General features: G+C 72.1%; 22 protein-coding genes and 1 riboswitch. Of the genes, 9 read left to right on the forward strand and 13 right to left on the reverse strand.

Features of this window, described 5'->3' with window-relative positions:
* Nucleotides 1-19: 19 nt before the first annotated feature.
* A complete protein-coding gene (locus RM590_RS03785; protein ID WP_311702914.1) occupies nucleotides 20-505 on the reverse strand; it encodes a nuclear transport factor 2 family protein in 486 nt (161 codons plus the stop codon).
* Nucleotides 502-1,371, reverse strand: coding sequence for a dihydropteroate synthase (folP, locus tag RM590_RS03790; RefSeq protein ID WP_311702915.1), 870 nt, complete (start codon nucleotides 1,369-1,371; stop codon nucleotides 502-504). The genes RM590_RS03785 and folP overlap by 4 nt, the downstream gene beginning before the upstream one ends.
* 170 nt (nucleotides 1,372-1,541) lie before the next feature.
* On the opposite strand from folP, the gene folB reads away from it, so the two are divergent.
* The 3 genes from folB to RM590_RS03805 all read left to right on the forward strand — a co-directional run bounded on the left by folB (nucleotide 1,542) and on the right by RM590_RS03805 (nucleotide 3,104).
* Entirely contained in the window at nucleotides 1,542-1,901 is a 360-nt protein-coding gene (folB, locus tag RM590_RS03795) for a dihydroneopterin aldolase (protein WP_311702916.1), read from the forward strand.
* Nucleotides 1,898-2,509 (forward strand): 2-amino-4-hydroxy-6-hydroxymethyldihydropteridine diphosphokinase, encoded by a 612-nt coding sequence (folK, locus tag RM590_RS03800; protein WP_311702917.1) that lies wholly within the window; start codon nucleotides 1,898-1,900, stop codon nucleotides 2,507-2,509. Before folB ends, folK begins: the two co-directional genes overlap by 4 nt.
* Before the next feature lie 88 nt (nucleotides 2,510-2,597).
* On the forward strand, nucleotides 2,598-3,104 hold the full coding sequence (locus RM590_RS03805) for a DUF3180 family protein (protein WP_311702918.1): 507 nt from the start codon (nucleotides 2,598-2,600) through the stop codon (nucleotides 3,102-3,104).
* A gap of 16 nt (nucleotides 3,105-3,120) precedes the next feature.
* Here the strand turns inward: RM590_RS03805 and RM590_RS03810 are convergent, their stop codons facing one another.
* A complete protein-coding gene (locus RM590_RS03810; protein WP_311702919.1) occupies nucleotides 3,121-4,296 on the reverse strand; it encodes an ABC transporter ATP-binding protein in 1,176 nt (391 codons plus the stop codon).
* Between the two features lie 41 nt (nucleotides 4,297-4,337).
* Between RM590_RS03810 and RM590_RS03815 the strand changes: the two genes are divergently transcribed.
* The 4 genes from RM590_RS03815 (at nucleotide 4,338) to RM590_RS03830 (ending at nucleotide 7,572) form a co-directional block, all read left to right on the forward strand.
* Nucleotides 4,338-5,069, forward strand: coding sequence for an ABC transporter permease (locus RM590_RS03815; RefSeq protein WP_311702920.1), 732 nt, complete (start codon nucleotides 4,338-4,340; stop codon nucleotides 5,067-5,069).
* Nucleotide 5,070: 1 nt separating this feature from the next.
* The gene (locus tag RM590_RS03820) at nucleotides 5,071-5,799 is read left to right on the forward strand and encodes an ABC transporter permease (RefSeq protein ID WP_311702921.1); all 729 of its coding nucleotides are present in this window, start codon (nucleotides 5,071-5,073) and stop codon (nucleotides 5,797-5,799) included.
* Nucleotides 5,796-6,767: an ABC transporter substrate-binding protein gene (locus RM590_RS03825; protein ID WP_311702922.1), complete on the forward strand. Its 972-nt coding sequence runs from the start codon at nucleotides 5,796-5,798 to the stop codon at nucleotides 6,765-6,767. Before RM590_RS03820 ends, RM590_RS03825 begins: the two co-directional genes overlap by 4 nt.
* 109 nt (nucleotides 6,768-6,876) lie before the next feature.
* The gene (locus RM590_RS03830) at nucleotides 6,877-7,572 is read left to right on the forward strand and encodes a hypothetical protein (protein ID WP_311702923.1); all 696 of its coding nucleotides are present in this window, start codon (nucleotides 6,877-6,879) and stop codon (nucleotides 7,570-7,572) included.
* Here RM590_RS03830 and folE read toward each other — a convergent pair.
* The 6 genes from folE to dacB form a co-directional block, all read right to left on the reverse strand.
* Nucleotides 7,556-8,173, reverse strand: coding sequence for a GTP cyclohydrolase I FolE (gene folE, locus RM590_RS03835; RefSeq protein WP_311702924.1), 618 nt, complete (start codon nucleotides 8,171-8,173; stop codon nucleotides 7,556-7,558). The genes RM590_RS03830 and folE overlap by 17 nt on opposite strands.
* Before the next feature lie 118 nt (nucleotides 8,174-8,291).
* A complete protein-coding gene (gene ftsH, locus RM590_RS03840) occupies nucleotides 8,292-10,292 on the reverse strand; it encodes an ATP-dependent zinc metalloprotease FtsH (RefSeq protein ID WP_311703396.1) in 2,001 nt (666 codons plus the stop codon).
* 217 nt (nucleotides 10,293-10,509) lie between these two features.
* The gene (hpt, locus tag RM590_RS03845) at nucleotides 10,510-11,064 is read right to left on the reverse strand and encodes a hypoxanthine phosphoribosyltransferase (RefSeq protein WP_311702925.1); all 555 of its coding nucleotides are present in this window, start codon (nucleotides 11,062-11,064) and stop codon (nucleotides 10,510-10,512) included.
* A gap of 16 nt (nucleotides 11,065-11,080) precedes the next feature.
* Nucleotides 11,081-12,118 (reverse strand): tRNA lysidine(34) synthetase TilS, encoded by a 1,038-nt coding sequence (gene tilS, locus RM590_RS03850; protein WP_311702926.1) that lies wholly within the window; start codon nucleotides 12,116-12,118, stop codon nucleotides 11,081-11,083.
* Nucleotides 12,119-12,276: 158 nt separating this feature from the next.
* Complete coding sequence (locus RM590_RS03855; RefSeq protein ID WP_311702927.1) at nucleotides 12,277-13,422, reverse strand: zinc-dependent metalloprotease; 1,146 nt, start codon at nucleotides 13,420-13,422, stop codon at nucleotides 12,277-12,279.
* Between the two features lie 64 nt (nucleotides 13,423-13,486).
* Nucleotides 13,487-14,887, reverse strand: a complete 1,401-nt coding sequence (gene dacB / locus RM590_RS03860) for a D-alanyl-D-alanine carboxypeptidase/D-alanyl-D-alanine endopeptidase (RefSeq protein ID WP_311702928.1) — start codon at nucleotides 14,885-14,887, stop codon at nucleotides 13,487-13,489.
* Between the two features lie 109 nt (nucleotides 14,888-14,996).
* Between dacB and RM590_RS03865 the strand changes: the two genes are divergently transcribed.
* Both RM590_RS03865 and RM590_RS03870 read left to right on the forward strand, forming a co-directional pair.
* Nucleotides 14,997-15,491: an inorganic diphosphatase gene (locus RM590_RS03865; RefSeq protein WP_311702929.1), complete on the forward strand. Its 495-nt coding sequence runs from the start codon at nucleotides 14,997-14,999 to the stop codon at nucleotides 15,489-15,491.
* A gap of 29 nt (nucleotides 15,492-15,520) precedes the next feature.
* Nucleotides 15,521-15,584, forward strand: a riboswitch (guanidine-III (ykkC-III) riboswitch).
* 9 nt (nucleotides 15,585-15,593) lie between these two features.
* The gene (locus tag RM590_RS03870; RefSeq protein ID WP_311702930.1) at nucleotides 15,594-15,908 is read left to right on the forward strand and encodes a DMT family transporter; all 315 of its coding nucleotides are present in this window, start codon (nucleotides 15,594-15,596) and stop codon (nucleotides 15,906-15,908) included.
* 64 nt (nucleotides 15,909-15,972) lie between these two features.
* Here the strand turns inward: RM590_RS03870 and RM590_RS03875 are convergent, their stop codons facing one another.
* The 4 genes from RM590_RS03875 to RM590_RS03890 all read right to left on the reverse strand — a co-directional run bounded on the left by RM590_RS03875 (nucleotide 15,973) and on the right by RM590_RS03890 (nucleotide 20,194).
* Nucleotides 15,973-17,580 (reverse strand): threonine/serine exporter family protein, encoded by a 1,608-nt coding sequence (locus tag RM590_RS03875; protein WP_311702931.1) that lies wholly within the window; start codon nucleotides 17,578-17,580, stop codon nucleotides 15,973-15,975.
* A gap of 124 nt (nucleotides 17,581-17,704) precedes the next feature.
* On the reverse strand, nucleotides 17,705-18,463 hold the full coding sequence (locus RM590_RS03880) for a MerR family transcriptional regulator (protein WP_311702932.1): 759 nt from the start codon (nucleotides 18,461-18,463) through the stop codon (nucleotides 17,705-17,707).
* A 78-nt stretch (nucleotides 18,464-18,541) separates the two neighbouring features.
* On the reverse strand, nucleotides 18,542-18,991 hold the full coding sequence (locus RM590_RS03885; protein ID WP_311702933.1) for a hypothetical protein: 450 nt from the start codon (nucleotides 18,989-18,991) through the stop codon (nucleotides 18,542-18,544).
* Between the two features lie 291 nt (nucleotides 18,992-19,282).
* A complete protein-coding gene (locus tag RM590_RS03890) occupies nucleotides 19,283-20,194 on the reverse strand; it encodes an ABC transporter ATP-binding protein (RefSeq protein WP_311702934.1) in 912 nt (303 codons plus the stop codon).
* Nucleotides 20,195-20,248 lie beyond the last annotated feature (54 nt).

The raw sequence follows: 20,248 nt of genomic DNA on the forward strand, positions 1-20,248 counted from the left end.
GGGGGCGTGCGGGGCGCGGTCAGCCGATCTCGGTGACTCCGCCGTCCCCTTCCCCGTCGGCCTCCTCGCCTTCTTCTTCCTCCCGGTCGATCAGCACGGGAGAGCCATGGTGCGACCACACTTTCCACACGCCGCCCTCGGTGCGCCGGAAGACGTTCGTCGCGACGACGAGGCCGCCCACGAGCGGGCCCGCCGTGCCGTCCTCCTCCGCCGGGCCGCCGCTCAGGATGTTCTCCGTGCAGGTCACCAGCGCCGTGTCGCCCAGCACCGACACCTCGACATCCGTCAGGAAGAACTGGATGTACTCGGTGTTCGCCATGATCAGCGCGTAGGAACGGATCACCTCGCCCCGGCCGTTGATCACCGGCCAGCCCGGATGCACGACGCTGACGTCCGTATCCAGCCAGTGCTCGGCCATCGCGTCCAGGTCGCCCTGCTCCAGGGCGTCGTAGAGCGCGGTGTTGGCCGCCTCCACCGCCTCGATGTCCGTCCGGGCGCCGCTCATGACGCGAAGCCCTCCGGGTCCCGCGTCGCCGCCACCACCCGCACCGCGTCGGCGCTGGCCCGCACTTCGTGCACCCGCACCGCCCAGGCGCCCGCCGCGGCGGCCAGCGCCGAGACGGCCGCCGTCGCCGCGTCGCGGTCGCGCGCGGGTGGTGGCGCGCCGCCCGGCCCGGCCAGCACCCGGCCGAGGAACCGCTTGCGGGAGGCGGCGATGAGCAGCGGCGCGTCGAGCTCCGCGCGCAGCCGCGCCATGTCGGCCATCAGCGTCAGGTCGTGCTCCGCGCGCTTGGCGAAGCCGAGCCCGGGATCGACGACGATCCGGTCGGCGGCGATGCCGCCCGCCACGGCCCGCGCCAGGCTGTCGCGCAGCTCGGCGATCACCTCGCCGGTGACGTCCGCGTAGACCGCGCGGTCGTTCATGTCGACGCTCTGGCCGCGCCAGTGCATGACGACGAACGGCACCCCCGCGTCGGCCACCACCGGCACCATCCGCGCGTCGGCCCGGCCGCCGCTGACGTCGTTCACCAGGCGGGCCCCGGCCGCCACCGACTGCTCGGCCACGGAGGCCCGCATCGTGTCCACGCTCACCACGACGCCGCGCTCCGCCAGCTCCCGCACGACCGGGATGACCCGGCGCAGCTCCTCGGCCTCGTCCACCCGGGTCGCGCCCGGCCGGGTCGACTCGCCGCCGACATCGACCAGATCGGCGCCCTCGGCCACCAGGTCCAGGCCACGTTTGACCGCGGCCTCGGCGTCGAACCAGCGTCCGCCGTCCGAGAAGGAGTCCGGTGTGACATTGACCACCCCCATGACCGCGCAGCGGTCCCACCGGGGCAGACCGGTCACCTGGCCGTGCGAAAGGCTCATGGCACCAGGGTAGGGGCAGGGCCTATCCGGAGTCCCCGCCACCGGCTGCCGTCCGGCGGGAACAGCGAACGGGCGGGTGGTGCTGACCAAGTGGCCCGGGTGTCGCAGGTAGATTCGAATCCCCGGGTGGCCCGTGCCGGCCGACCGCCGACCGAAGGGGAGTGATCACCGTGGACCGCATCGCGCTGCGCGGCCTGCGCGCCAAGGGCTTCCACGGGGTGCTCCCCCGGGAGCGCGCCGAGGGACAGCCGTTCGTCGTCGACGTCGTCCTCGGCGTCGACACCCGTCCCGCGGCCGAGACCGACGACCTGGCCCGGACGGTGGACTACGGCGTGGTGGCCGAGGAGATCACCGCCGTCATCGCCGGTCCGCCCTGTGATCTGCTGGAGACGCTGGCCCAGCGCATCGCCGATCAGTGCCTGACGCACCACGCGGTGCTGGAGGCCGAGGTGACAGTGCACAAGCCGCGGGCGCCGATCTCCGTTCCCTTCGACGACGTGACCCTCACCATCAAGCGGAGCCGAGCATGACCCCCAGTAATGCCGCGTCATCCCCCGATCCCACCGTGCAGCCGGTGCCCGCTTCGGTGGTCCGGCAGGTGGACGCCGCCGACAGCACCCTGCACAACCCGAAACGCGCCGTCCTCTCCCTCGGCAGCAACCTGGGCAACCGGCTGGAGACCATCCAGGGCGCGATCGACGCCCTCGCCGACACCCCGGGGATGCGCGTCAAGGCGGTCTCCCCCGTCTACGAGACCGAGCCGTGGGGCGTCGACCCCGGCAGCCAGCCCTCCTATTTCAACGCCGTGGTCGTCATCAAGACCACGCTGCCGCCGTCCTCCCTGCTGGAGCGCGCCCAGGCCATCGAGGAGGCGTTCGAACGCGTGCGGGACAGCCGCTGGGGGCCGCGTACGCTCGACGTCGACATCGTCACCTATCAGGGCGTCGTCTCGGACGACCCGGAGCTCACCCTGCCGCATCCCCGCGCCCATGAACGGGCCTTCGTGCTGGTGCCATGGCACGATGTCGAGCCGGACGCCGAGATTCCCGGGCGCGGAGCGCTGGCCGACCTGCTGCCCGGGCTGGCCGGACAGGGCGTGACGCTCCGCCCGGACCTCGGGCTCGTCCTGCCGGACTGACGGACTTCCGTCTGCTTTTCTTCGACAACGCACGACACCAACACACGACGACGGCTGCACGACTTCACGACGAGGGGCGCGAACAGCGGTGAACGAACTGCGGATCGGGACACTGGCCGGGCTGTTCGCCGCCGCGGTCGGTCTGAGCTGGGCCGGCGCCGGGCTGTGGGAGTCGTTCGGGAACACGCCGCCCGCCGTTCCGCTGCTCGCGCCCGTCTTCCTCGGGCTGATCGCCGCCGCCCTGCTCGCCACGGCGCTGTCGCTGCGCGCCCGGCTGCGGGCCCAGCGCGAGCGGCGGCCCGGCGCCCGGCCGGTGGACCGGCTGATGGCGGCCCGCGCCGTCGTCTTCGGCCAGGCGAGCGCGCTCGTCTCCGCGATCGTCGCCGGCGGGTACGGCGGCTTCGGCCTCTTCCTGGTGATGGAGCGCCTGGACGTGCCCAACCGCCGCGACCAGGCGATCTACGCGGGACTCGCCGTCCTGGCGGGGGTCGCGGTGGTCGCGGCGGCCCTCTTCCTGGAACGGGTCTGCCGCCTCCCCGACGGCGACGAGAACGGCGACGGGGACGGCCACGGCCCGATGGGCTCGCCCGTCTGACCCCTCCCGGCCCGGCTCACGCCCCCGGAACGGTGTCCAGCTCCACCTCGGCGCGCGCGATGTCCCGCACGTCCGCGTCGATCGAACGGCGCAGCGCCTCGTGCAGGCTCGCCGGGGTCAACACCCCCAGGAAACGGTCCTCTTCGTCCAGCACCGCGATCCAGCCCGCGTCGTACTGGAGCATCGTGCTGAACGCCTTCTTCAGCGACGCGCCCAGCGGCAGCCACGCCTCCATGCGGCGCGCGTGCCCGGCCACCGCGTCGCCGTCCACGGGCGGGGCCGGATCGTTCCCGCCCGGTATCGCCACCCAGCCGTGCAGGCCCTCGTGCTCGTCCAGGACCACCGCCCAGCGCACGCCCTGCTCGCGCATCCGGGCCGTGGCCGCCGCCATGGAGTCGGACAGGTGGACCACCGGCGGCTGCTCCAGATCGCCCTTCTCCACCGGGGTCACCGACAGCCGCTTCAGCCCCCGGTCGCTGCCGACGAACGACGCGACGTAGTCGTTGGCCGGCGCGCCCAGCACGGCGGCCGGGGAGTCGAACTGCTCGATCCGGCCCTGCCCGTACACCGCGATGCGGTCGCCGAGCCGCACCGCCTCCTCGATGTCGTGGGTGACGAACAGCACCGTCTTGCGCACCTCGGCCTGAAGCCGCAGGAACTCGTTCTGGAGGTGCTCCCGCACCACCGGGTCCACCGCGCCGAAGGGCTCGTCCATCAGCAGCACCGGCGGGTCGGCCGCCAGCGCCCGGGCCACGCCCACCCGCTGCCGCTGCCCGCCCGAGAGCTGGTCGGGGTAACGGCCGCCGTACACCGCCGGGTCCAGGCCGACCAGCTCCAGCAGCTCGGCGGCCCGCCGCCGCGCCTCCGACCGCCGCGTGCCCAGCAGTTGGGGCACGGTCGCGGTGTTGTCCAGCACGGTCCGGTGCGGGAAGAGGCCCACCTGCTGGATCACATAGCCGATCTGGCGGCGCAGCCGCACCGGGTCGTAGGACGCCACGTCCCGGCCGTCCAGCAGGACGCGCCCCTCGGTGGGCTCCTCCAGCCGGTTCACCATGCGCATCGTCGTGGTCTTGCCGCAGCCCGAGGGGCCGACCAGCGTGACGAGTTCGCCCTCGGCGACCTCCAGGTTCAGGTCGTCGACCGCGACCGTTCCGTCGGGGTAGCGCTTGGAGACGTGCTCGAACCGCAGCATGTTCATCATTCTGACAGGTTCACCGTCTAGGGTGTTGGAACATGAGTGCGGTCGGCGGGGAGAACTGCCTGACGAGGAACGAGTGGATCTGCGGCGAATACCTGCGGAGCCGCTCGTCCGAACTGACCGACGCCACCGTCGAGCACGTCCTCATCACCCTGGCCGCCGTCTCCCTCGCCGTGCTGGTGGCGTTCCCGCTGGCGCTGCTCGCCCGCCGGTGGCGGCTGGCCGCCGGGCCGATCCTCAGCCTGACGACCATCCTGTACACGATCCCGTCGCTCGCGATGTACGCGCTGCTGCTGCCCGTGTTCGGCATCTCCGTCTCGGTGGTCGTCTGCGGTCTGGTGCTGTACTCGCTGACGATCCTGGTGCGGAACATGCTGACGGGCCTGCGTTCGGTCCCCGAGGACGCCCGCGAGGCGGCGCGCGGCCTCGGCTACGGCAAGGTCCGGCTGCTCTTCGGCGTCGAACTGCCGCTGGCGCTGCCCGCCCTGATGGCCGGTGTGCGCATCGCGACCGTCTCCGCCGTCTCGCTCACCACGGTCGGCGCGATCGTCGGCCACGGCGGCCTGGGCAACCTCATCTACAGCGGCATGGACAGCTACTTCAAGGCCCAGGTGCTGGCCGCCTCGGTGCTGTGCGTCCTGCTCGCCGTCACCGCCGATCTGCTGCTGCTCGTTGTCCAGCGGCTCCTCACGCCCTGGACGCGAGACAGAACCGCCCGGCGCGAGCTGCAACGCGACTCCGTGCTGGACGCCCCCGGGAGGGTGTGACATGGGCGCGATCCCCGACGCCTGGACCTGGCTGACCACGGGCGCCAACTGGTCCGGCGACTCCGGCGTCCGGCACCGGCTGGCCGAGCACCTCTATCTCACCGGCGTCTGCCTCGCCCTGGCCTGCGCGCTGGCGCTGCCGCTCGCCCTGTGGCTGGGGCACGGCGGCGGCCGGCGGTTCGGCGGCGCGCTGGCCATCAACATCTCCAACGCCGGCCGCGCGGTGCCCACCTTCGCCGTTCTGGTGCTGCTCACGCTCAGCCCGCTGGGCCGGCACGGCGATCTGCCCACGATCATCGCGCTGGTGCTGTTCGCGGTGCCGCCGCTGCTGACCAACGCCTACATCGGCGTGGCCGAGGCGGACCGCGACGTGGTGGAGGCCGCCCGCGGCATGGGCATGTCCCGCGCGCAGCTCCTGACGCGCGTCGAGGTGCCGCTGGCGTTCCCGCTCATCATGACCGGCGTGCGCACAGCGGCCGTGCAGGTGGTCGCGACGGCGACGCTCGCCGCGCTCGCCGCCGGCGGCGGCCTCGGCCGCATCGTCACCGCCGGTTTCGCCACCTACGACACGGCGCAAGTGGTCGCCGGAGCCACGCTGGTCGCGCTCCTGGCCCTGGCCGTGGAAGCGGTGCTGGCCCTGGCCCAGCGCCTGTTCGACCCGGGCCGTCGCCGACACCGCGACGTGCCCGCATCCCCCCGATCCCGACCCGTTGGACGGAGACCCTCGTGACCCCGACATCCCACCGCAACCGACGGGCGCGCCTGGCCGTCGGCACCCTCACCGCCCTGACCCTGTCGCTGGCGGCCTGCGGCGGCGACAGCCTGGAGGAGGAGGGCGGCGGCGACACCGGCGAGGAGAGCGGCGGCTCGCTGACCGTCGGCGGCGCCAGCTTCACCGAGGCCACCATCATGACCGAGCTGTACGCGCAGGTCCTGGAGGAGGCCGGGTACTCCACGAGCATCACCACCACCGAGGGCCGCGAGCTGTACGCGCCCGAGCTGGAGAGCGGTGCGATCGACGTCGTCCCCGAATACGCGGCGACGCTGGCCGAATACCTCAACGCCCAGGTCAACGGCCCCGACGCGGAGCCCGTCGCCTCGCCCGACGCGGACGAGACGGTGGCGGCGCTGCGCGAGCTTGCCGAACCCCGGGGGCTGACCGTTCTGGACGCCGGCGAGGCCGTGGACCAGAACGCGTTCGCGGTGAGCGAGGAGTTCGCCGCCGAGCACGGCCTGGAGACGCTGTCCGACCTCGGCGAGGCGGGCCTGCCCGTCCGCCTCGCGGCGGGCGAGGACTGCCCGACCCGGCCGTTCTGCGAGCCGGGCCTGGAGGAGACCTACGGCATCGACGTCACCGAGGTGGACCCGCTGGGCGTCGGCACGGTCCAGGCCAAGCAGGCGGTGGCGGACGGCGAGGACGACCTCGTCCTGGTCACCACCACGGACGCCACGCTGGAGGACTTCGGCCTGGTACTCCTGGAGGACGACCGGAACCTCCAGCTCGCGGACAACGTGCTGCCGGTCGTCAACACGGAGTCCGCCGGTGACCCCGAGATCGCCGAGGCGCTGGGCCGCCTCACCGAGGTGCTCACCACCGAGGACCTGATCGAGCTCAACCGGCAGGTGGACGCCGAGCGCCGCAAGGCCGACGAGGTCGCCCGGGACTATCTAGCGGAAAAGGGCCTCGTGGCGAACTGACCATAACGGCCACGGCACAACCGACCGGGCGCCCTCCCGCGCGTCCACGGCGTCACGGTAAGTTTCGCCCATGGCACGTGGACGTCACCGATCCTCAGCGCTGCACCGAGTGCTGATTCCGGTTGCTCTGGGCGGCCTGGCGCTGGCGTGCGCCGGCGCGGCCTGGCTGCTGGGCGACGGGGACGCCGTCCTGTTGCGCGTCCTCGTCGCCGCGGCCGCGGTGTGCACGGTCGTGTGCGCGGTGCTGCTGCGCCGGTGGGACGTGGAGGCGAGCCGGCAGGTCGCCAAGGAGCGGGCCGCCAAGGCCGGGATGAGCTGGCGGATCGAGGAGCGGCAGGCCGAGCTGGAGGAGGCCCAGGAGCTGATCGCCACGCTGGAGGAAAAGGTCCGCGACAAGCGGTCCGACCTCGGCCGGCTCCGTTCCGAACACGCCGATCTGCTGCGCCGTTACGCCACCGCGGAAACCGAGCGCGCCAAGGCGCTGGAGGGCCGGCGGCAGCTCGCGCTGGAGGCCGCCGCGCCGGCCAAGGAGCTGCCCGCCCAGGCCGCCGACCACCGCACCGCGGGGGGCGCGCCGACGCCGCTGACCTACCGCCGGGCGTACGAGGCGCTGTCGGGGCTCACGCGCAGCGCGGCCCGCCAGCGCGAGGCGCGTCAGGAGCAGTCGGCCGAGGCGCCCGCGCCCCGGCCCGCGCCACCGGCGGTCGCCCCGCCGGCGCAGCGCACCGGCGGCTTCGACTTCTTCGGCGCCCGCGCCCCGCGCAAGAGCGGCCAGGAGACCCGGGAGACTAGCGGGCGAGGATGAGGCTCATCGCCTCGGCCCGGGTCGCGGCGTCCCGGAGCTGACCGCGCACCGCCGAGGTGGTGGTCTTCGCGCCGGGCTTGCGCACCCCGCGCATCGTCATGCACATGTGCTCGCACTCGACCACGACGATCACGCCGCGCGGCTCCAGGATCCGCATCAGGGAGTCGGCGATCTGCGTGGTCAGCCGCTCCTGCACCTGCGGGCGGCGGGCGAACACGTCCACCAGCCGCGCCAGCTTGGACAGCCCCGTGATCTTGCCGCTGGTGGAGGGGATGTAGCCGATGTGGGCGTGGCCCACGAACGGCACCAAATGGTGCTCGCAGGACGACAGCACCTCGATGTCCTTCACCAGGACCATCTCGTCGTGCCCCAGGTCGAACGTCGTGGTCAGCACGTCCTCGGGCCGCTGCCACAGCCCCGCGAAGATCTCGCGGTAGGCCCGCGCCACCCGCGCCGGGGTGTCCCGCAGCCCCTCCCGGTCCGGGTCCTCACCGACCGCGATGAGCAACTCTCGTATGGCGCTCTCGGCACGCTTCTCGTCGAACTCGCCGATCGGCCCCTGTCTGGGCTCCTGGTTCCCCAGCGTCACCGGGTCGGTCATGTGCTCCTCGTTCCTGTTGCCGGCACGCCCCTCGTCACACGCGGCCGCGCCCCTCACAGTAGAACGTGAGGGGCGCGGGGGGCATTCCGGCCATCGGGTGGCCGCCGGTCACCGACGGTCAGTCGTCGCCGCGGCGGTCCTCCACCGACTCCAGCGGCGGCGTCTCGTCCACGCTGCCGTTCGCCAGGCTGATCTCCTTGGTGGGGAACGTCACCGGCGGACGGGTCGAGGGGGTGCGGCGCGCGGAGCCGGTCCACGCCGGGCGCGGCGGGCGCTTCACGACCGGCGCGAAGATCTCCGCGAGCTCCTCCTTGTTCAGCGTCTCCTTCTCCAGGAGCGACAGCACGAGGTTGTCGAGAACGTCGCGGTTCTCCACCAGGATCTCCCAGGCTTCGTTGTGCGCGGTCTCGATCAGCTTCTTGACCTCCTCGTCCACCAGCCCGGCGACCTCCTCGGAGTAGTCGCGCTGGTGGCCCATCTCCTTGCCGAGGAACGGCTCGGAGCTGTCCTGGCCGAACTTGATCGCGCCAAGCCGCTCGGTCATGCCGTACTGCGTCACCATCGCCCGGGCCGTGGTGGTCGCCTTCTCGATGTCGTCGCCGGCGCCCGTGGTCGGGTCGTGGAAGACCAGCTCCTCGGCCGCGCGGCCACCCATCATGTAGGCGAGCCGGTCGAGCATCTCGTTCCGCGTGGTGGAGTACTTGTCCTCCTCCGGCAGAACCATGGTGTAGCCCAGGGCCCGGCCGCGGGACAGGATCGTCACCTTGTGCACTGGGTCGCTGTTCGGAGAGGCCGCCGCGACCAGGGCGTGCCCGCCCTCGTGGTACGCGGTGATCATCTTCTCCTTCTGGCTCATGATCCGTGTGCGCTTCTGCGGGCCCGCCACCACCCGGTCGATGGCCTCGTCCAAAAACTTGTTGTCGATCATCTTCGCGTTCCCACGGGCGGCCAGCAGGGCGGCCTCGTTGAGCACGTTGTTCAGATCGGCACCGGTGAACCCGGGCGTGCGCCGGGCCACGGCCGACAGGTCGACGTCGGGCGCCACCGGCTTGCCCCGCTGGTGGACCTTGAGGATCTCCAGCCGGCCCTGCATGTCCGGGCGGTCCACGGCGATCTGCCGGTCGAACCGGCCAGGGCGCAGCAGCGCCGGGTCGAGGATGTCCGGGCGGTTGGTGGCGGCGATCAGGATCACGCCGCCCTTGACGTCGAAGCCGTCCATCTCGACCAGGAGCTGGTTGAGCGTCTGCTCCCGCTCGTCGTGGCCGCCGCCCATGCCGGCGCCGCGGTGCCGGCCGACGGCGTCGATCTCGTCGACGAAGACGATCGCCGGGGCGTTCGCCTTGGCCTGCTCGAACAGGTCGCGCACCCGGGAGGCACCCACACCGACGAACATCTCGACGAAGTCGGAGCCGGAGATGGAGTAGAACGGCACGCCCGCCTCGCCGGCCACGGCCCGGGCCAGCAGCGTCTTGCCCGTACCGGGCGGACCGTAGAGCAGCACGCCCTTGGGGATCTTGGCGCCGACGGCCTGGAACTTCGCGGGCTCCTGCAGGAACTCCTTGATCTCCTGGAGTTCCTCCACGGCCTCGTCCGAACCGGCCACATCGGCGAACGTGGTCTTCGGGGTGTCCTTGGTGATGAGCTTCGCCTTGGACTTGCCGAAGTTCATCACGCGGGAGCCGCCGCCCTGCATCTGATTCATCAGGAAGAGGAAGACGATGATGATCAGGAGGAACGGCAGGATCGACAGCAGCATGCCCACGAACGGGTTCTGCGACTTGGGCGAAACGGTGTAGCCGTCCGGAATCTGGTCGTCCTGGAACTTCGCCTGGAGGTTCCGGGCCAGATCCTCGCCCTGGCCGTCGATGTAGTTGGCCTGGACCTTGTTGCTGCCCTCGATCTCCTGGCCGCTCTTGAGCTCGACCCTGATCGTCTGCTCATCGCCGGTGGTGAGCTCGGCGGACCTCACCCGGTTCTGACTGATGGCCTGGACGACCTCGCCGGTGTCCACCTTCTTGTAGCCCTCGGACGAGCTGAACACCTGCATCAGCAGAATCACGGCGAGGACGGCCAGCACGATCCACATCACTGGCCCACGGAAATAGCGCTTCACGTCTATCCATACGGGGCGGCGCGGCCCCGTCCCTCCTGCCACGTAGAGGCACAGCCCCCGGATGGGATCTGCTGTGCGCGCGGTGTCGGCCGTTGTGCGCCCGGCCTTGTCTCAGCTGACCTACCGCGACGGTACCCCAGCACTGCTGCCCAGCGCTGCCGGGCGTCGGGAAGCCATCGCTTCTCTCCCGACTCAACGGTAGGGCATCGCGTGGTGTTCCCGGCTATCCGTTGTAAACGTGCGGGGCAAGGGTGCCGACAAAGGGAAGATTGCGGTACTTCTCCGCGTAATCGAGCCCGTAGCCCACGACGAACTCGTTGGGAATGTCGAAACCCACCCACTCGGCGTCGATATCGACCTTCGCGGCGTCGGGCTTGCGCAGGAGGGTGCAGACGCGGAGCGAGGCCGGCTCGCGGGAGCCGAGATTCGACAGCAGCCAGGACAGCGTCAGCCCCGAGTCGATGATGTCCTCGACAATCAGCACGTGGCGGCCCTGGATGTCGGTGTCCAGGTCCTTCAGGATCCGCACCACCCCGGAGGACTGCGTGCCCGCCCCGTAGGAGGACACGGCCATCCAGTCCATGGTGATGGGCGACGACAGGGCCCGCGCGAGATCGGCCATGACCATGACCGCGCCCTTGAGGACCCCCACCAGGAGGAGATCCTTGCCCGCGTACTCCGCGTCGATCTTGGCGGCCAGCTCCCCGAGCTTGGCGTCGATCTCTTCCTTGGTGATGAGCACCGACTCCAGGTCGGCCCCCAGGTCCGTCTCGTGCACCCGTGCCACTGTCTCTCTACTGGTTGGCCTGCTGGAGGACCAGTCTGCCACCCTGCCGCTTCGCCTCGACGCGCCCCGGCAGATTCAGCGGACGCTGCCCCCGCCAGGCGGTGATCAGGCGGTCGGTCTCCTCGATGTGCCGGGCGAACAGCGAGCCGGCCGGGGCGCCGGCGGCGATGGCCGCGCGGCGCAGCACCCGGCGCCGGACGGCCGGGGGCAGGTCGTGCAGCGCGGCGATCTCCAGGGTGCCGTCGGGGCGGGTCGCGGCCAGTTGGGCGTCGCGCGCCCAGGCGTCCAGGGCGTCCGCGTCGTCGCGGGAGAGCTGCGCGGTGCGGGCCAGCGCCTCCACGACGCCGCGGCCCAGCGCCTTCTCCAGGACCGGAAGCGCCTCGTGCCGCACGCGGGAACGGGTGAAGGAGGGGTCGGCGTTGTGCGGGTCGTCCCAGACGGGGAGGGCCTGGACGAGACACGCCTTGCGAGTGGTCTGCCGGTCGATGGCCAGGAACGGGCGCCGGTAGCGGTGGGCGGCGTCCTTGGCGCCGGACAGCCCGCCGGAGACGGCGGCCATGCCGGACAGCGAACGGGTGCCCGAGCCGCGGGCGAGCCCGAGCAGAACGGTTTCCGCCTGGTCGTCACGCGTGTGGCCGAGGAGCACGGCGCGGGCCCGGTGCCGCTCGGCGGCGGCGTCGAGCGCGGCGTAACGGGCGGTGCGGGCGGCGGCCTCGGGGCCGCCGGCGCGGCCGACGGCGACGGTGGCCTCCTCGACCGGGTCGAGGCCGAGGGCGGCCAGGCGCTCCGCGACTTCGCGGGCGCGGGCGTCGGAGCCGGGCTGGAGGCCGTGGTCGACGGTGACACCGCCGGCCCGGACGCCGGCGCGGGGGGCCTCGAAGGCGAGAGCGGAGGCGAGGGCCATGGAGTCCGCGCCGCCCGAGCAGGCGACGAGGACCAGGGGAGCGCCCTCGGGGCGGGCGTCGGAGCGGGCGTCGGCGAGGACGTCGTGCAGAGCGCGGCGGACCGCCAGGCGTATCGCAGCGACCGCGGGGTGGGGACCCATATCCGAATCACTTCTTTCTGGGGGGAGCTCGGGTGCTCGGGAAGCGCTGTCACGCTGGGTGCGTAAATGGTGACAGAGGAGGCCCGTTACCCGAGCATCGCACGCCAGGCATGCCGCCACGGTCCCTCATACGAGTGATTTTGGAGGGATTATGCAACCTACGCCGCACCCGGCCGCACGCGGGCGACCCACTGATCGGGGCGGGAGATCTCGTCCTTGGTCGGCAGAGTGTTGGGCGAGGTCCACACTTTGTTGAACCCCTCCATCCCGGACCGCTCCACGACCGTGCGCACGAACCGCTCCCCGTCCCGGTACTGCCGGAGCTTGGCGTCCATCCCCAGCAGCCTGCGCAGCGCGCGGTCCAGACGGCCGGCTCCGGTCTGCCGCCGCCGGGTGAACTTCTCCCGGATCTCCGCCACCGACGGCACCACCGCGGGGCCCACGCCGTCCATCACGAAGTCCGCGTGGCCCTCGAGGAGGGACATCACGGCCGTGAGACGGTCGAGGATCTCGCGCTGCCGCGGGGTCTGCACCAGATCGACGATGCCCAGGCCCGCCTCGGCGTCCCGCCCCTGCCGGGCCTCTTCCTGGGCGCGCTGCCCGGTCACCGACTGGGCGGCCTGCCGGAAGCGCTCGACCAGCGTGGCGGGGTCCACGTCGGCCTCCGCCAGGAACGCCTGGATCTCGCCCTCCATGTGATCCCGCAGCCAGGGCACGGCGGTGAACTGCGTGCGGTGCGTCTCCTCGTGCAGGCAGACCCAGAGCCGGAAGTCGTGCGGGTGGACGTCCAGTTCCCGTTCGACGTGCACGATGTTCGGCGCGACGAGCAGCAGCCGGCCGGCGACCCCGGTGCCGGGGCCCCCGCCGCCCGGCAGCGCGGGCGTGGCCGGGGCGAACGTCTCGTACTGGCCGAGCACCCGGGAGGACAGGAACGACAGCAGCATGCCCACCTCGACGCCGGTGACCTTGCTGCCGACCATGGTCAGCGCGGAGCCGCCGGGCATGCTCGCGCGGCGCTCGCGCATGCGGGCCATCAGCGGCTGGAGCACCTCGCGGAAGCCGGCCACGTTCGCCCGCACCCAGCCGGGCCGGTCGACGACCAGTACCGGGGTGTCCACGGCGCCGGAGTTCAGGCCGGTGAAGGAGCGGACGTGCTCCTCCGAGGCGGTGGCGTGCCGGCGCAGCTCGGCGACGATGGCCCGCGCCTCGTCCCGGCTCACCTCCGGGCCGGACCGCGTCATGCGCGTCGCGGTGGAGACCGCGAGGTTCCAGTCGACCAGGTCCGTACCGCCGAGACTCGTCATACCGCCAACGGTACGGCGCCCGCGCGGAAAGCGGATAGGGCACGGGAGCCCGCTGGCGGGCCCCCTAACGGCAGTCGCAGGTGGCCAGCGCGGTGGCGGCGTCGTCCAGGGCGGTCTGGGCCTCCTCGGCGTTGGTGGTGTCCGAGGCGAGGAAGGCGAAGGCGAGCACCCGGCCGTCCGGGGTCACCGCCGTGCCGGCCAGGGTGTTGACGCCGGTCAGCGTGCCGGTCTTGGCGCGGACGACGCCCGCGCCGGCGCCGGCGGACTCGTCGTAACGGCCGGCCAGGGTGCCGGTGAAGCCGGCCACCGGCAGGCCGGTCAGCGCTGGGCGGAGCGCGGGCCGTTCGGGGTCGGCGGCGGCGGTCAGGGCCTGGGTCAGCAGCGCCGCGGTGACCCGGCCGTCGCGGTCGAGGCCGCTGGCGTCCGCGATCCGCACCCGGTCCAGGGGCAGGCCGAGCTCGTCGAGCTGGGCGGTGACGGCCCGCTGGACGCCGCGGACGTCGGCCTGGTGGCCGGTGGCGATGGCGGTGGCGCGGGCGAGGGCCTCGGCGAGGTCGTTGTCGCTGTGCGTGAGCATCCGCTCGACCAGGGAAGAGAGCGGCGCGGAGCGGTGGCTGGCGAGCCGTTCCGCGTCGTCGGGGGCGGTGCGTTCGGCCGGGTCGCCCTTCACGTCGATCCCGGCGTCCGCGAGGTGGTCGGCGAAGGCTCGGGCCGCGTCGGCGGCCGGGTCGGCCGAGCGGGCTGCGGGGCCGTGGTGGCTGTCGTCCAGGCGACCGGCGTTGAGCTGGAGGGGGGTGATGGTCGCGATGTTGTCGTTGCCTGCCCCGATTGGGTGAACTTGCTCGTCGGGGTAGCGGGAGATGTCGTAGCCCACGCGGGCGGTCGCGACGCCCTGCTCGGACAGCGCCTCGGCGGCCCGCCGGGCCAGGGCCCGGAGGTTGGCGTCGGTGAGCGTGGTGTCGCCGCCGCCGACGAGCACGACGCGCTCGTCGTCCGCGTCCCACACCGCCTGGGTGGTCAACCGGTGGTCCGGGCCCAGGGCGTTGAGGGCCGCGACGGCGGTGACGATCTTGACGGTGGAGGCGGGCGTGCGGCCCGCGCCGGCTTCGTGGGAGTACAGCGAGGTGCCCGTGGTGAGGTCGACGACGGAGCCCGTGGCCTGGCCGCCGAGGGCGCGATTGTCCAGCAGTGATTCGAGGGCACGTTCGACGGCGGCGGCGGAGAGCTCGGCCCCGGAACCGTCGAGTGGGGCGAGCACCGGCTCGGCGGCGGGTACAGTACCGGCGATGCGTTCCGTATCCGACTGATCACGGTCGGCGTCCGCGGCAGTGGCGCGCTTGCGTTCCGCCGCGCGCTGGCCGCCTTCCCACGGGCCGGTCAGGGCGACCGCCCCGGCGGCGACCGCCAGCCCGGTCACCGCCGCGCCCGCGGCCAGCCGCCAGGCGGCGCGGTGCTGTCGTAGCATTTCCGCTGCCCTGCGCACTGTACGGACCAGCCCCTTTCGCGTGCGGACACCTGCGTGAGGGACACTTAACCACCTGTTGCGTGCACAGATCGGTTTAAGGAGTGTCCCCGTGGAGTTCGACGTCACCATCGAGATTCCGAAGGGTTCGCGGAACAAGTACGAGGTGGATCACAAGACTGGACGGATCCGGCTGGACCGCCATCTGTTCACCTCGACTGTGTACCCGGCGGACTACGGGTTCGTGGACGGCACGCTGGGCGAGGACGGAGATCCGCTGGACGCGCTGGTGCTTCTGGACGAGCCCACGTTCCCCGGCTGTCTCATCCAGTGCCGGGCCATCGGCATGTTCCGGATGCGCGACGAGGCGGGCGGCGACGACAAGCTGCTGTGCGTCCCCGCTTCGGACCCGCGGATGGAGCACCTGCGGGACATCCACCACGTGAGCGAGTTCGACCGGCTGGAGATCCAGCACTTCTTCGAGGTCTACAAGGACCTGGAGCCCGGCAAGTCGGTCGAGGGCGCCAACTGGGTCGGCCGCGCCGAGGCCGAGATCGAGATCGAGGCGTCGTTCAAGCGCGCGGCGGACGCGGGCGAGAGCCACTGAGCGAGCCGATTCGCCCTGTGAGAGCCTGATCGGAGAGCTCGACCAGTTCCTGGACGAGGTGCGCCGTACCCAGCCATGACAAGACGGCGCGGGGAGTCTGAGATGGCCTGGTTCGTTCTGGTGGTCTCCGGTGTGCTCGAAGCGGTGTGGGCGACGGCGCTGGGCAAGTCCGAGGGGTTCAGCCGCCCGCTGCCGACCGTGGTGTTCGGGGTGGGGCTGGCGCTGAGCATGACCGGTCTGGCCTTCGCGCTGCGCACGCTGCCGGTGGGCACCGGTTACGCGGTGTGGGTCGGCATCGGCGCGGTGCTCACGGCCGCCTATGGGATGGCGTTCGAGGGCGAGCCGGTGAGCGCGCTGAAGGTGGTGCTGCTCGCGACGATCGTGGGCTGTGTCATCGGGCTGAAGCTGGCGCACTGAGCCGGTGGTTGAGGCGCGGCCGGGCCGGTGTCGGCCCGGCCGCCTCCTTGCCCGGTGGCCTGCCTCAGAATCCGCGGGTGCGCTTGGCGCCCCGGCGGCCGATCGGCGTGGTGAGGCCCGGGGTCTTGATGAAGAGCCGGGCGATCTCGTTGCCCAGGTTCACGCCGATGGCGATGGCGAGGGCGAGGGTGACGGCCGTGAGCAGGTTCTCCACGCCGGTGTCCACGTCGCCCTGGGCGAAGCCGAGCAGGCCGAGGTAGACGGCGCCGCCGGGCAGCAGCGGGCCGATGGCCGCGGTGACGTAGGGCAGCGACGAGGTGAACCGGTACCGCGACTGGAGCTGCCCGAAGAGGCCGACCATGCCGGCGCCGACGGCCGTCGCCGCGAACGGCGAGAGGTCGGCCGTGTCGTGCATGGCCCCGTAGACCAGCCAGGCGACGCCGCCGTTGAGGGTGGCGGGGATGACCGTGTTCTTCGCCTGCTGCAACAGCACGCAGAACGTGAGGGACAGCAGGAGGGCCGCGCCAAGCTGCACCGTCGGCCGGATGGCGCGGACGGTGACCTCCGGGTCGAGCCGGACGCCGGACGTCTCGCCGATGTAGAGCACGGCGAGCACGCCGCAGACGATGCCGACGCTGAGGTAGACCACCTCCAGGAGGCGGGCGGAGGCGGTGAGGTAATAGCCCGTCAGCCCGTCCTGCACCCCGGCCACCAGTGCTCGTCCGGGGATGAGCGCGAAGAGCCCGCCGGTGATCATCGCCGCCGCCTGCACCTCGTCCCGGCCCGTGGTGTGGCCGGCCGCCCAGACCACGCCCATCGCGGCGGGCGCCATCGCGGCGGCGACGAACTGGTAGAACTCCGGCAGGCCGCGGCTGGAGGCCAGCCAGGCCAGCCGGTCGCCGAGCATGGCGCCGAGGGCGGCGAGCAGGAACACCTGCCAGCCGCCGCCGACCAGCGTGCTGGCCGCGCCCGCCAGCAGCCCGGAGGCGACGGTGAGCTGGCCCTTGGAGTAGGGGTGCCGGTTGCGCCGGATGGTGGCCAGCCGTCCGTACGCCTCCTCCAGGGTGACCTCGCCGGAGGAGATGTCGTCGACGAGCTGGAACACCGAGGCCAGCCGCGTGTAGTCGGTGCCGCGGCGGCGCACCGTGCGGCTGAGCGACACCGGCGGGTCCACCAGCGAGGGCTGGTGGGTGACCGAGATCAGCGTGAACGTGACCGTGGCCTCGCAGCGGTCGAGCCCATAGGCGTGCGCGACGCCGAACATCGCCGCCTCGACGTCCTCCGCCCCCTCGCCGCCAGCCAGCAGCAGCTCGCCGATGCGCAGCGTCAGGTCCAGCACGCGGGGCACCGGCGGAGCGGCCTCGCCCTCACCGCGCGGCACATACTCGGGCGCGGGCCGCTCGGCCAGGGGCATCCGGACCAGGGTGCGCATCCGGTCCTGCCAGGGCGTGCCCCGGGCCCGGGCGAGTGCCGGTATGCCCTGGGCGGGGGTGAACTCGCTGTGCGGCTCGGGGCGGGGCCCCACGGTCAGGCCCTCGGGGACGGCGAACTCGGAGCTGGGGTGCTCGTCCTCGGGCGACGGCACCTCCAGCCCCTCGGGCACGGCGAACCCGGAGGTCGTCTCCGAGTCGGCCGGCTCCTGACCACCCGGCCGTGCGCTGTCCCCGGCCACGTCCGATCCGCTCCTTCGCTCACACTTTCGAGGGCCGCCCGCCTGCACGCCCTCTCGCGAGCATAGGTTGATCTCCGGCCGACCGCCCGAAGGGAGGCGTCGGGAGCCGCATGTCCGGCCGCCGCTAGGAGCGGCGCCGGGCGTTGGCCAGGATCGCCTCCCGCAGGTAGGCGGCGAATCCGGGCCGCACCGCGTCGATGTTCCGCGTGAAGCGCTCGTCCGAGACGTACAGCTCGGCGAGCCCCCTGTGGATCTCGTAGCTGCACTCGTAGAAGTGCCCGCAGATGTGCTGCCGGTGCTCCTCCGCCAGGTCCATGGCCGCCTCCGAGTGGGGCTCGGCTCCGGTCTCCATGAGAGCGGCGAAGCGCGCGTTCAGATCGTCACCGGCGCTCTTGATGCGCTGCCAGTCCTCCTTTCCGTAGCGGGCGGCCCTGCGCTGGGACTCCCGGTATGCCTCGCTGCCGCCCCAGCGGCGCTCGGCCTCCTCGGCGTGCTCGTCGGGGTCGAAGTCCCCGAACACCTCGAACCTCTCCTCGGGCGTGAGGTGGATGCCCATCTTTCGTGCCTCCATGGCGCGTTCGACGGCCGCGGCCATTTCGCGCAGCTTGCCGATCCGATACGTCAGCAGGTCGTGCTGACGGCGCAGATGCTCCTGGGGATCCGCTCGGGGATCGTCCAGGAGGACGGCGATCTCCTCCAGCGGGAAGCCGAGCGCCCGGTAGTAGAGGATCTGCTGCAACCGGTCCAGGTCGCTGTCGGCGTACTTCCGGTGTCCGGCGTGCGTGCGCGCGCTGGGCACCAGCAGCCCGATCTCGTCGTAGTGGTGCAGGGTCCGCACCGAGACTCCGGCGAATCCGGCGAGCTGACCGACCGAATAGCTCACGTCCGTCTCCGTTGCTGTCGGGTACGCGCCCACGGTGTCTCCTCACGCCACGTGAGGTGCAAGCCCGATGGTCCCGGGTCAGGCGTCGCGGACTCGCAGCAGGGTGTATCCGGCGGCCAGGGCGGCCAGCGACCAGGCCAGCAGCACCGCCACCGCCGGGCCCGCCCCGTAGGGGTCGGTGTCCTGTGTCATCAGCACGGTGCCCGCGGCGAAGGGCAGGAAGTCGGCGGCCGTCTCCAGCCAGTCCACGCCGGTGAGGCGCAGCACGTCCGGGACGGCGAGCAGCAGCATGATGACCCCGGTAATGGTGCCCGCCGCGCTGCGCAGCATGGTGCCGACACCCGTCGTGAGCGCCGCCAGCGCGGCCAGGTAGCCCGCCGTGCCCAGGGCCGATGCCGCCGCCTCTGCCCCGGTGAACTCCCCGGTCTCGCCCATGAACGGGGCGGCCGAGGCCGTGCCGGCCAGGCTGAGGAGCAGCCCGCCCACGGCTATGACACCGGTGACGACGACCGTCTTGCCGAGGAGCATCCGCCCCCCGCACCGGTATGGCGTGCAGGGTGGTCCTGATGGATCCGCTGGCGTACTCACCGGTGATGGCGAGCGTGGCGAGCACGACCACGGCGAGCTGGGCGAGCATCACCGAGTCTGCGGCGGCGTGCGGGGCGGCGCTCACGGTGTCGAAGCCGTTCTCCGCGCTGGCCTTGGCCGATATGCTGACGACGGCCGAGACGCCGATGGTGAGCGCGACCGCCGACAGCAGGCTCCAGAAGGTGGACCGCACCGTCCACAGCTTGGTCCACTCGAAAGCGAGAGAGCCCTTCATTTCCCCGCACGCTCCCCGCATTCGAGACTGTTCGCCGTCAGCTCCATGTATGCCTGCTCCAACGTCGCCCGGCGGGGGGTGAGCTCGTGTATGGGAACACCGTGCCGGAAAGCTAGATCTCCTATTTCCTCCAGCGATCCACCGGACACGATCATTTCGTCGGGTGCGGAGGATTCGACGGTCATGCCGGAACTCAGAAGCTCTCGGCGCAGCGCGTCCGGGCGCGGTGTGCGGACCCGGACGGCGTTCCGCGAACTGCTGTGCAGGACATCGCCGATGGGGGCGTCGGCTATCAGCCGGCCCCGGCCGATGACCACCAAATGATCCGCGGTGTCCTGCATCTCGCTCATCAGGTGGCTGGAGAGGAAGACGGTGCGCCCCTCCGCGGCCAGGGAGCGGATCAGCTCGCGGATCCAGCGGACGCCGTCCGGGTCGAGGCCGTTGACCGGCTCGTCGAAGAGCAGTACGCCGGGGTCGCCGAGCAGCGCGGTGGCGATGCCCAGGCGCTGGCTCATGCCGAGCGAGAAGGATCCGACGCGTCTGCCTGCCACGTCCGACAGCCCGGCCAACTCCAGGACGCGCGCGACGTGGTCGGCGGAGATGCCGTTGCTCCGGGCGACGCCGAGCAGGTGGCCGCGGGCCGTCCAGCCGGGGTGCGCCGAGCGGGCGTCCAGCAGGGCGCCGACCTCGCGCAGCGGGTGGCTCAGCGCGCCATACGGCCGCCCGCCGATGAGGGCGGTGCCCGATGTCGGGGCGTCCAGGCCCGTGATCAGGCGCATGGTGGTCGACTTCCCCGCGCCGTTGGGGCCGAGGAATCCGGTGACTTGGCCGGGCTTGATTTCGAGGGAGAGCCCGGCGACGGCCGATTTCTCTCCATACCTCTTCGTGAGGTCACGCAGAACAATCACGCTTCGACGCTACGGTTCCCGGGCGCCAAGAACATCTGGTCGATGGGCAATTGA

The sequence above is a fragment of the Streptomyces litchfieldiae genome, assembly GCF_031845365.1.
GTDB classification, from domain to species: domain Bacteria; phylum Actinomycetota; class Actinomycetes; order Streptomycetales; family Streptomycetaceae; genus Streptomyces; species Streptomyces litchfieldiae.